Source organism: Bacillus sp. 22446, assembly GCF_052044955.1.
GTDB classification, from domain to species: Bacteria; Bacillota; Bacilli; order Bacillales; family Bacillaceae; genus Bacillus; species Bacillus altitudinis.
The window spans coordinates 41,532-52,755 of the sequence record NZ_JBQEOD010000011.1 but is presented as its reverse complement, the minus strand read 5'-3'; the positions used below and the strand labels follow the sequence as shown (position 1 = coordinate 52,755).

Below are 11,224 nucleotides of genomic sequence, written 5' to 3'. Positions count from 1 at the left end.
AGGAAGGAACGAGTGTATTGATGAAAAAAAGAACCTTATTAGGCAGCTTTTTGGTGGTCGCAGGACTAATGCTCATCTCCGTTCCTTTTCTATATGAGTGGCGAACGTCTCAAGAGGCAGCAGCCATGGAACAGGCATTGAAAATGATTGAAGAAAATGACAGTGATGCCCTTTCTTCTATTCCACATTTAACTGTGTCAGAAGAAGACCTGCGAGATACGATGGAGCTTGAAATCCCGTCAATTGATTTAAACGAAAAAGTGCTTCCTGTTACAACAAAAGAAAATTTAGGGATTGCACTGACTCAAATCAAATCTCATCAAATGCCAGGGGAAGGAAATTTCACGATTGCAGGCCATAGAGGGTATAGGGGCGACCGGCTTTTCCGGCAGCTGCCAGAGGTGCCTAAAGGAGAAAAAGTCGTCTTACATCATCAAGCAGAAACATACGAATACAAAATTGTCAGCTCAGCTACGATAGAACCGACGGATGTTGATGTACTAAAGGATCGCGGGAAAAATGAACTGACATTGATCACTTGTACTCTTGATGGCCAGAAACGATTTGTCTTAAAAGGAATACGAATCAATGCTTCAAAGGATAAGCAACCGTCGGATGTATAACACCAACATAATAGATGATGAGTTTGATGGAAAAGCAACGCTCACGACCGACATGTTACACCAATTGTTAGTAGAGCATTATCCCACTTTAAAAAACGAACGTTGGGATGTGGATATAGATACAATTCGGACTTCGCCTATTCTTCATCCTTTATTAAGAAGGAAGATTCCGATAGGTATTGAAAAATTCACATGTGTTTTGTTCACGCAGCAGATAGGGTCCTTTGGAGAGCCTTTGATTGTGTACTTTTTATTGGATGAAAAAGGCGAATCGATTTACGCAATGGATTTCTTGCTTGAGCAGCATGATCCACATTAAACGAGAAATAAAAAAGAAAGATCTTTAATGAACGGGTTCGGTTTTAAGGTGGGAAAGTTGTATTAGTCATATAATGAGGACTCTAATTCGTATATGAATTGGAGTTCTTTTATTTGTTTATATGAAAGAGTACAAGCTATCGTCAAGACCTGTGCAGAATATATGGAGTATAATGAAAGCGAAGTCGTTGATATGTTGTTGCTCCATATTTTAGATAATAAAGATTTTATAAAATGGATTGAAAACAGGCGTAATAACTAGCGGATTGTGGTTAAACGGACAAAGAAGATCATCTAGTTTTTATTCCTTCCTCTATTTCTTCGGCAGAAAGATCGGAAAGAATCATGTTTTGACTCCAAAACTCTGATAAAATTCATTTAAATATCCATCATTAGTAGGTGTGGAGGTAAAAGAATGTTAAAAGAAGACCCTGAATATATTTTTCGTCATGATGCACGACCAGAAGCTGTTCATGATTTAGCCGACATAGATGAAAATTCCACAGAGTTAGTAATCACAGGAAAAACAAAAAATATTGAAAGGTTGAACTCTTTTTCTAACTTGACGAAATTGTGGATTTACAAAGTGAGCCAAAAGGAATTCAATACGATCTTGAGCTTAGTTAATCCCAAAATGCTCTATATGCGTGAACTGAGAGTAGAAGATTTATCAATCATCAGTTCTCTTCAAGATGTTGAGGTATTGTCACTTGAATGGAATACAAAGGCACAAAGTTTATGGGATCTATCAAAAAACACTTTTTTAAAATCTTTATCCTTAACAGATTTTTCAAAGTTGAATGACATAGCTCCTTTGCAAAAAAACACTGGTTTAGAATGGTTGCAATTGTCAGGTGGGATTTGGAATACATTAAATTTAAATACTCTTCAACCTTTAAGATACCTCAAACATTTAAAATATCTGTGCTTATCAAATATAAAAGTGAAGGACGAGTCTTTAGAGCCAATATCGGCATTAGAGGGACTCAAGGAACTTGACATTTCAAACCAATTCCCGACAGAAGAATACGCTAGATTATCCGTCACCCTTCCACATACGAAGTGTGATCGTTTTGCACCATACATCTTTTTATCAAGTCCTATTGTAGATAAAGATGTAATGGTGATTGGAAAGCGGAAACCGAAATTAAATTCAAAAGTCGATGGGGAAAAGTTGAAAAAATACGAAAAACAATTTAAAGCGTACCAAGAAAAGTATAAAAATTAACTTAAAAAGCAATGGATAATCTATTCCATTGCTTTTTCTATTACGCAAATAACTTCAGCCCAACGACGCCAATCACAATCAGCAGCAAGCTGAGGATACGAATCATGTTTTTCGGCTCTTTAAATAGAATCATATTAAACAAGACAGAACCCGCTGTTCCAAGTCCAATCCAAACCGTATAGGCAACGGAGACTTGAACGGAAGAGAACGAGGCGTACAAAAACAAAAAGGATAAGGCAAATCCGCCGACAAATATAATGCCTGTCGTGAGTTGCTTTTTCTTACTAAACATATTGAGACCAATGGTTCCGCCAATTTCACAGGCAGAGGCCAACAGTACAAAAAACCAGCCCATTTATACCGCTTCTCCTTTCTGCTCATGTGCATCTCCATCAGACACTTTCAGTCCAATAATTCCGAGAATTAAAATACCCATAAATAAAAGCTTTTCTAATGAAAACGAACCGCCGAACAGCGCATAATCCATCAAAGATGTACCAATCGTTCCAACTCCTGCAAACACGGCGTACACAGTCCCTGTCGGCAGCTTCTCGCAAGCTTTCATTAAAAAATAAAAATCAACCGGGATCAGGCAGATAATGATCGCCCACTCCCACACAGCATCAGCTCTATTTAAACCAAACACCCAAAGTAATTCAAATAAACATGTGAGTGCAACATACATCCAGCTTTTTTTCATCGTATTTCCTCCTAAAACTTAAAACTGACGATTCGTCATTTTGAAGCCAAAAAAGAGCGTACAGCAAGTGCTGTACTAAGTTAAGGTGTCTCTATGCCGAGTGCGTAAAGAAGGAATTGCTTGACCTCTCGCTTTTGAATCAGAACCTCTTCTGTATCTGTTTCTGTAAATAAGTACATTTGCTCAGCTGATGATTCAAGTAAACCGATAATGAATTTCGCAGCATATTGACAGTTCAAGTTCGCACGTACTCTTTTGTCCTGTTTTGCCTTTTCTAAAAAAGAAGCGACCCATTTGTAAATCGGTTCATAAATATCTTCCCATTCCTTTAAATGCTCGGTGGCAGCTAAACCTGAATACGTTAGGGCAAGAACATCACGGTATTGTCTTGTAAAAGAGAAAATAAATTCAACTAGCGCATCTGCTTGATCAAGTACATCCGCATGCTGAGTGAGTTCCATTTCAATGGCTGGTACCATCTGTGCGATCAGATGTTCAGCGATGGCAGGCATGACAGACAGCTTTGAAGGAAAATATAAATAAAAAGTTCCTTGCGCAACACCTGCAGTTTTCACAATATCCGATATAGTCGTCTTTTCAATTCCCTTCTCTTTAAAGGCATCAATCGCAGCAAGCATAATTTTTTCTCGTTTTGACACAGGATCACCGACCTTAAAATGACTGAATGTCAGTCAGTATACCGAGAAAATGACGATTTGTCAATATCGCATGAATTGTGAGAATAAGTGATGAATAGATACAGGAAAGCTTGAATAACCTGTAATATGGTCAAGCATGATGTAAGAAAGGGGCAGCTATTTGTATGACATCCAGTGCTATGTTTTCAATGGCTTATTTTCTTCTGCTCGTCCCGTTCTATCTAAATATGAGATATAGACTGGCAAAAAAGCAGCAACGTTTTATCTATTTACGAACAGAAATGGTCCTTGCTTTTCTATTTGTATATACGAATGTTCTCTTTTATTTAACGGTCTTTCCGAATCGCTTTTCAGCACCAAAAGATCAAGTGAGCGTCAATCTGATTCCCTTCCACTCCATTCAACAAAACCTACACGCCTTTCAGCATGGCTATCCAAACCTTGTCTTGTTAAATTTGGCAGGGAACATTCTCTTATTTGTGCCGCTCGGTTTTTTTCTATATCAAGCTTTTCGGAAATGTCGCTTTCAAAAGGCGGTGCTGGCTGGGTTGATCTTGTCAGCGATCATTGAAATCCTTCAATGGATATTCTCACAATCTGGTATGATTACAAGAAGCAGTGATATAGATGATATGATCTTAAATACACTTGGAACGGCACTAGGCTGTATCGTCTATGTAACATACCAGCGAAGAAAGGAGAATAAGAGATGAAGCGAATATGTATCATCCCGTGCGGCGCCAAGAAAATATGGGACGTGAATCCAGAGGCAGGAAGCCAGCCAGCGGATCTCGTCTACTTGAGTCCGCTGCATCAGCGAACGAAAATCTATGCTCAAACATTCTTTTCAGACTGGATGATTTTATCCGCAAAGCACGGATTCCTAAAGGCGGGGGACATGATTCATGAAAATTATGATGTGGCTTTTGGCAAACCGCACAAGGAACAGGTGACACGAGAAGAACTGAGTCATCAATTTGATGAAAAAAATCTCGCTGTATATGATGAGTTAGTCATACTAGGCGGAAAGAAATATCGGAAAGTGATCGATCCTTTATTACAGCCTCACCAAAAGGCGAATTATCCGCTCGCTCCCTATCAAGGCATTGGCTATATGCTTCAGGCATTAAAGAGAGCGACTGAGACAAAAATAGAACTTCCGCCGCATATTTCATACACTCATATCTCCTCGTAAGCAGGGTTTTCAGCACAAAAAAGAGAATCATTGAATAAGCGATGTGAATGGTTTCATATCTTTTCAGTAGCCACTAGCGTCTGCATCGCTCTTGAAGAGGTGGCTCAATGAAAAAGGAGGCGTATGAACATGACAACCATCTATTTAGCTGGTGATTCAACCGTTGCATCTTATCCAGATCGTCCTGTTCAAGGAGGATGGGGAGAGTTTTTACATCGCTACACAGCGCAGGGTGTGAGCGTCGACAACCGCGCAATCGGTGGAAGAAGCTCAAAAACATTCATTGAAGAAGGACGGCTTGATAAAATATTGGCTGACATTCAGCCTGGGGACTGGCTGTTTACACAAATGGGGCACAATGATGCTTCAACGGAGAAGCCCGAACGGCATACAGATCCTTTCACAACGTATAAAAGCTATTTGTCTCAATATATTCACGGAGCAAGAGCGAAAGGAGCTACACCGCTTTTATTAACGCCAGTCGGCCGCTTTCATGAAAAAGACGGAGAATATATCAATGATTTCCCTGATTACTGTGCCGCGATGAAAGAACTAGCCGATGAAGAAGAAGTTCTTCTCGTTGATTTAAATACAGTTAGTCTCCAGTTTTATCAAATTTCCGGCATAGAGAAAACGACTTCTTACTTTATGCTGTCAACAGGCATAGAGGATCGCACGCACTTTACAAAAGAAGGAGCAGATGCGATTGCAAGGCTTGTTTCGCTGGAATTAAAGGACCTTGGATTAACGATTGTGTGATGGATGACAGGACGAGAAAGTGCTCGTCCTGTTCTTTTTTTATAGAAAGCTATTGATTCCCTTCGCTAGAGTAGACTACAATAGATACATATGATAATGAGAATCAATATCAATGATAAATAGATCATTCAATGAAAAAACGGAGGGACTCAAATGACAGATCAGCTTGAATTGTTTGACGTCACCATTATTGGCGGCGGTCCAGCAGGAATGTACACCGCCTTTTATAGCGGGATGCGGGATTTAAAGACGAAGGTACTGGAGTATAACGAAAGCCTTGGCGGAAAAATCCTCCTCTATCCTGAAAAAGTTATTTGGGATGTAGGCGGTTTGCCACCAACAAGAGGTGAACAGCTGATTCAGCAGCTAGAAACGCAGGCGAAAACATTTGAACCAGAGATTGCGTTGAATCAAAAAATCACGCAATTCGAGCGGGATGAGAATGGTCATATCCTGCTGACGGCTGAAAATGGCGATCGTCATTTGACAAAGACCCTCATCTTAGCCATGGGTCACGGAATTCCAGTTCAGCGAAAACTTGAAATCGAGCATGCAGACCGTTATGAGGTAACAAACCTTTATTACACCGTGCAGGAGCTAAAGACGTTTGCAGGAAAGCGGGTGGTCATCTCTGGAGGCGGAGATTCAGCTGTTGATTGGGCAAATGCCCTCGTTCCAATTGCTGAAAGTGTGACCGTTGTGCATCGTCGTGATATGTTTGGCGGACATGAAAAAAACGTCGCCAACATGAAAGCATCCAGTGCTCGCATTCTCACACCGCATGAACTCACAGAGCTTCATGGTCAAGGTGACAAAATTGAAGCCGTCACCATTCAGCACTTAGAAACAGGCGACATCGAACGAATCGAAACCGATGCTGTCATCGTCAACCATGGCATGAAAGGCGATTTAAGTGTTCTATCAGAATGGGGACTCAAGCAAGGTGAGTGGGGACTCATCGAGGTCAATGAAAAGATGGAAACCAATTTACCTGGTGTCTATGCAGTTGGCGACTTATGCACACATAAAAGTAAAGTGCGTTTAATTGCCGGTACGTTTGTTGATGGAGTCAATGCACTCAATAGCGCAAAGCTATACATCGAACCAGAAGCAGAAAAAGTAGCGTACGTGTCTTCACATAATGAACGCTTTAAAGAGAAAAACAAAGAATTACAAACGGCTGGAGCGCGATAATCACCATTCGGTCAGACATTGAAGTGCTAAAATGGTTTATTTTAGCACTTTTTTATATGGAAGGAGAAAGAGAAAATGACCGCCTATACTCATACAATTCTTCGCATGAAAGAAAGCAGTAAACGATCTCTTTCTGTGAAACAAACGGACTCATGGCAAACATCTTCACTGATGTTCTTGACTACGGACGGTGCGGTGAGACTTGACATGGAAGGAATTCGATATGAGCTAAACGCCAAAGACAGTGTGTTGATCCGCTCAGGAATAGATGTCATGGTTGAATCTTTATCCAGCGAGCAAGTAGTGATCTATACGGTCACATTTGACCAATTCACTCTGGCACATGATGCACAAAATGAATTGGTCTATAAGGTGAATCATGATCATCTCCCTGGTAACGGGGAAGTGGTGAAAGGCTCTGCCGTCCTTTTTTCTTACATCAAACAAATACAGACGAGCCAAATCATACAAGAACAGGCGAAATGGCTGGAAGAAATCATGTTCATTTTCCGCAAACAATCCAAGCCATACAACGAAAAAGTGCATTATTCGATTAACATGATCTTGCAGTATATGGCTGAGCATTATGATCAAAAACTAACAAGAAAAGACTTAGCTCATAAGATGGGGTTTCATGAGAGTTACTTTTCTACCTTTTTCAAACAAAGTATGGGAATGAGTGTGACAGAATACATTGCACAAATTCGAATAGACGAAGCTAAAAAACGTCTTTTACAAACAGACGATCAAATTCAAATCATAGCACGGCAAGTCGGGTATGCAGACAGTTTATATTTCAGCAGGAAGTTCCGTCAAAAAACAGGAAGAACGCCCAGTCAGTTTCGAATGAACCGAAGACCAGAGCGGATTGCTGCTTTTCAATTTGTCGGGTCATTGGTTGCAATAGGCATTGAGCCTGTTTGTATTGACGAAGAAACCGATCTCCATTCAGATATACTCAAAGAACATCTGGCTAGTTCGCTCGTCATAAATGAACACACGCCTGATGACGTCTTTAAATCACTTCAATTAGATGTCATCATCGTCCCTAACTATTATTATTCAAAACCTGCATTGATCAAGCGATTGGAGCAAATCGCACCTGTTCTTGTTCTGCCATACGCCGGTCATCATGCTGTACAAGAGGTACTGTCTATAGGACACCTTTTAGGAAGAGAAAATGAGGCAAACGATTGGGTGAAGCGATTTGAACAGCTTAGTCAACAGGCAAGAAACACCCTGTCTTCCTTTAGAGAAAAAGGCGAGACCGTTGCGATCTATGAAATGAGAGGACATGACAAAGTGTATATGTGGTCCTATGAGGCAAGAGGGGCCTTCTATCTTTACGAAACGCTTGGCTTAAAACCTCCAAAAGCCATTTTAGAAGAAGTTCTTCTTCCTAATCAACATACGGTCATTCCTTTAGAGAGACTTGGAGAATACGAGGCGGATCATATGTTTTTTATTGTCTCTGACCAATATGGGTGGTATAAGCAAATGGACAAGCGAATGGAAGAAAGTGATGTTCTTCGTCAATTATCGGCTGTGAAAAATGGTACCTTTTATCCAGTAAAACTGGAGGAGTTTCGATTTGATGAAGGAGAGCGTGCACTTCTTTTGATGGACCGGTTTGTCTCTCAGTTGACACAGCCAGCCTATCCAACAATTGTCCATATGTAAGTTGCGAGAATCCTCCATAGACCACGACAGATGAGGTTGATAGAATACATGAGACTAGTAATTGATAACTATTCTCATTTGTAGTGGCGAAAATGAAGGAGGAATATGGAGATGAAAAAGACGTATTGGATATGTGCTGTCATTCTTCTAATGATATTGACGGCTTGTGGCAATAAAGAACAGGCCAAAACAGCAGAATCAAAGCAAGAAACGAAAACGGTTGAAACAGTGAAAGGAAAGATAGAGATTCCAGCTGAACCTAAACGAATTCTCGTAGATGGATATTTAGGGAGTGTGATTGCACTTGACGTTCAGCCTGTTGGATCGACAACGCAGGATTTAAAGAACGTACACTTAAAGGGCAAGATAAAAGGAATAGAGGACATCAGTGACGAGCGTTCAGCTGAAAAAGCACTTAGCTTAAAACCTGATCTGATTATCACAGCAGTACAGGATGAAAAAGTCTATGATGTGTACAAAAAAATAGCCCCTACCATCGTGTATCCTTACGGTTCTTTCAAAGATGCACATGAAGAATTAACGACGCTGGCAAAAATTTTAAATAAAGAAGAGGAAGGAAAAGCATTCCTCACCGCCTTCGATCAACGAATTGAGGCTGCTAGAAAAAAAGTGAAGTCTGCTTTAAAAGAGAATGAAACAGTCTCGATCATGGGTGCTTTTAAAAATGATGTCTATGTATATGGTAACGGAATTTATCGAGGCGGGCAGGCATTATATCAGCAATTACAGGTAAACCCGCCAAAACAGGTCAGAGATACGATTTTAAAAAGTAAGACAGGGTATGAAGTCATTTCGTATGAAACCCTTCCTGAATATGCAGGAGATTACATTTTCATTGATGAAAGCAACGGTGGAACATTTGATAAAAACAATTCTATTTGGAAGAGTCTAGAATCTGTCAAAAAAGAGCAGACCTATCAAATGGATACAGAGTTCTTCTGGCCTTACGATCCGATTGCAGTAGCCAATCAAGCGGAAGAGTTTGCTGACATATTGACAGAAATGTCTAATCGGTAGGAGGTCTGTCAATTGTTAAAGCGTTTCTTCTCATACTACAAACCATATATGGGGCTGTTTATATTAGATTTTTCCTGTGCGGTACTGGCAGCCTTACTCGAATTATCCTTTCCCCTTGCCATCAGTAAAGTGATGGACGATTTGCTGCCAAACGGTGATTGGGATGCCATTTGGTTTTGGGGCATTCTGCTCCTCAGTTTATACGTGATCAGCTCTACGATGCATTATGTCGTCACCTATTTTGGGCACAAATTAGGCATTAATATTGAAACGGATATGAGGAATCAGCTATTTTCTCATGTACAAAGAATGTCCTTTCGCTTCTTTGACAAAAAGAAAACGGGAAAACTCGTGTCCCGTATGACAAATGATTTAATGGATATTGGTGAAATTGCGCATCATGGCCCGGAGGATTTATTTATCGCGATCATGACACTCACGGGTGCCTTTGGCTTGATGCTGTCGATTAATTGGCAGCTGGCAGTTCTCACATTTATTGTCGTTCCATTCTTGATCGGATTATCCGTCTACTTTACGAAAAAAATGTCTGCTGCTTTTGATAAAATGTTCTCGAGTATTGGTCAATTCCATTCACGTGTGGAAAACAATATTAGTGGCATACGGGTTGTGAAAGCATTCGGAAATGAATCACATGAAATGGACCGATTTATTGAACATAACGAGCAATTTAGAAAGACAAAGCTAACCACATATCAAATGATGGCTGTGCATACCGCTGTCAGTCATTTTCTTATTAAGAGTGTGACAGTGTTTGGCCTTGTATGCGGCGCATGGTTTGTGCTGCAAAAAAATATGACGTATGGGGAATTTGTATCATTTGTGCTATTAACAGGCATCTTCTTAGGACCCATTCAACAAATCAATGCAGTCATTGAAATGTATCCAAAAGGTGCAGCGGGCTTTAAACGATTTGCATCACTCATCGATCAATCACCTGATGAAAAGGATGCGGATGATGCCATTGAAGTTGATCAGTTAAAAGGGGATATCGTTTTTGAGCATGTGTCTTTTCAATATGAATCAGACAAACCGGTTCTTCATGACATCAATCTTGAGGTGAAACAAGGAGAGACCATTGCGGTCGTAGGTCCCTCTGGTGCTGGGAAATCGACGCTTTGCAGTTTACTGCCACGCTTTTACGAATGGCAGGAGGGAATCATTACAATTGATGGCATAGAGACAAGAAAGATGACACTGCCTTCGCTGCGTAGACAAATTGGTGTCGTCCAGCAAGATATTTATTTATTCCATGGGACCATCCGAGAAAACATTTTATACGGAAAACTCGATGCATCTGATGAAGAAGTGTGGCAGGCAGTGGAGAAAGCCCAACTGAAGGATCTTGTAAATAGCTTGCCAAATGGGCTTGATACGATCATCGGTGAACGCGGAATGATGTTATCTGGCGGACAAAAACAGCGTATCTCCATTGCACGTATCTTTCTTAAAAATCCGCCAATTTTTATTTTAGATGAAGCCACATCTTCTCTGGATACGGAGACAGAATCCTTTATTCAGGGCTCACTTGAAGAACTATCTGAAGGACGAACCACGTTTATTATTGCGCATCGCCTAGCGACCATCCAGCATGCTGACCGGATTGTGGTTTTGACAAAAGAGGGTATCAAGGAGCAAGGCAGGCATGAAGACCTGCTGGCAATGGACGGGATGTACCGGCGTTTGTATGAAACACAATTTAGAATGTAAAAGAGGAAAAGCCGGCATATTGCCGGCTCAGCGTGTAGACAAACCCTCGCATTCGGTGTCAGTCCTGCGCTTCGGTGCTCACGAATGTCAAATTCGCTCCGC

13 protein-coding genes are annotated in these 11,224 nt (G+C 40.7%); 10 read left to right on the top strand and 3 right to left on the bottom strand.

Annotated elements, in window-relative coordinates:
• Nucleotides 1–20 precede the first annotated feature (20 nt).
• The 3 genes from ACTJJD_RS17110 (at nucleotide 21) to ACTJJD_RS17100 (ending at nucleotide 2,169) form a co-directional block, all read left to right on the top strand.
• Nucleotides 21–623 (top strand): class D sortase, encoded by a 603-nt coding sequence (locus tag ACTJJD_RS17110; RefSeq protein WP_440608685.1) that lies wholly within the window; start codon nucleotides 21–23, stop codon nucleotides 621–623.
• Nucleotides 616–942: a hypothetical protein gene (locus ACTJJD_RS17105; protein ID WP_048002713.1), complete on the top strand. Its 327-nt coding sequence runs from the start codon at nucleotides 616–618 to the stop codon at nucleotides 940–942. The genes ACTJJD_RS17110 and ACTJJD_RS17105 overlap by 8 nt, the downstream gene beginning before the upstream one ends.
• Before the next feature lie 414 nt (nucleotides 943–1,356).
• Nucleotides 1,357–2,169: a leucine-rich repeat domain-containing protein gene (locus tag ACTJJD_RS17100; protein WP_268450705.1), complete on the top strand. Its 813-nt coding sequence runs from the start codon at nucleotides 1,357–1,359 to the stop codon at nucleotides 2,167–2,169.
• 40 nt (nucleotides 2,170–2,209) lie between these two features.
• Here the strand turns inward: ACTJJD_RS17100 and ACTJJD_RS17095 are convergent, their stop codons facing one another.
• The 3 genes from ACTJJD_RS17095 to ACTJJD_RS17085 all read right to left on the bottom strand — a co-directional run bounded on the left by ACTJJD_RS17095 (nucleotide 2,210) and on the right by ACTJJD_RS17085 (nucleotide 3,528).
• Entirely contained in the window at nucleotides 2,210–2,524 is a 315-nt protein-coding gene (locus ACTJJD_RS17095; protein ID WP_017358818.1) for a DMT family transporter, read from the bottom strand.
• Nucleotides 2,525–2,869 (bottom strand): DMT family transporter, encoded by a 345-nt coding sequence (locus ACTJJD_RS17090; protein ID WP_003217798.1) that lies wholly within the window; start codon nucleotides 2,867–2,869, stop codon nucleotides 2,525–2,527.
• Nucleotides 2,870–2,949: 80 nt separating this feature from the next.
• Entirely contained in the window at nucleotides 2,950–3,528 is a 579-nt protein-coding gene (locus tag ACTJJD_RS17085; protein ID WP_017358820.1) for a TetR family transcriptional regulator, read from the bottom strand.
• Between the two features lie 164 nt (nucleotides 3,529–3,692).
• Between ACTJJD_RS17085 and ACTJJD_RS17080 the strand changes: the two genes are divergently transcribed.
• The 7 genes from ACTJJD_RS17080 to ACTJJD_RS17050 all read left to right on the top strand — a co-directional run bounded on the left by ACTJJD_RS17080 (nucleotide 3,693) and on the right by ACTJJD_RS17050 (nucleotide 11,122).
• Nucleotides 3,693–4,241: a VanZ family protein gene (locus ACTJJD_RS17080; protein ID WP_268450709.1), complete on the top strand. Its 549-nt coding sequence runs from the start codon at nucleotides 3,693–3,695 to the stop codon at nucleotides 4,239–4,241.
• Nucleotides 4,238–4,723 carry a DUF6884 domain-containing protein gene (locus tag ACTJJD_RS17075; protein WP_268450711.1) on the top strand — a complete coding sequence of 162 codons (486 nt, stop codon included), beginning with the start codon at nucleotides 4,238–4,240 and terminating at the stop codon, nucleotides 4,721–4,723. Before ACTJJD_RS17080 ends, ACTJJD_RS17075 begins: the two co-directional genes overlap by 4 nt.
• A gap of 129 nt (nucleotides 4,724–4,852) precedes the next feature.
• Nucleotides 4,853–5,482 (top strand): rhamnogalacturonan acetylesterase, encoded by a 630-nt coding sequence (locus tag ACTJJD_RS17070; protein WP_048002709.1) that lies wholly within the window; start codon nucleotides 4,853–4,855, stop codon nucleotides 5,480–5,482.
• 153 nt (nucleotides 5,483–5,635) lie between these two features.
• On the top strand, nucleotides 5,636–6,676 hold the full coding sequence (locus ACTJJD_RS17065; RefSeq protein WP_024720272.1) for an NAD(P)/FAD-dependent oxidoreductase: 1,041 nt from the start codon (nucleotides 5,636–5,638) through the stop codon (nucleotides 6,674–6,676).
• A 75-nt stretch (nucleotides 6,677–6,751) separates the two neighbouring features.
• Nucleotides 6,752–8,356, top strand: coding sequence for a helix-turn-helix domain-containing protein (locus tag ACTJJD_RS17060; RefSeq protein ID WP_440608684.1), 1,605 nt, complete (start codon nucleotides 6,752–6,754; stop codon nucleotides 8,354–8,356).
• A 111-nt stretch (nucleotides 8,357–8,467) separates the two neighbouring features.
• A complete protein-coding gene (locus ACTJJD_RS17055; protein WP_170916876.1) occupies nucleotides 8,468–9,394 on the top strand; it encodes an ABC transporter substrate-binding protein in 927 nt (308 codons plus the stop codon).
• 12 nt (nucleotides 9,395–9,406) lie between these two features.
• Complete coding sequence (locus ACTJJD_RS17050; RefSeq protein WP_440608683.1) at nucleotides 9,407–11,122, top strand: ABC transporter ATP-binding protein; 1,716 nt, start codon at nucleotides 9,407–9,409, stop codon at nucleotides 11,120–11,122.
• Nucleotides 11,123–11,224 lie beyond the last annotated feature (102 nt).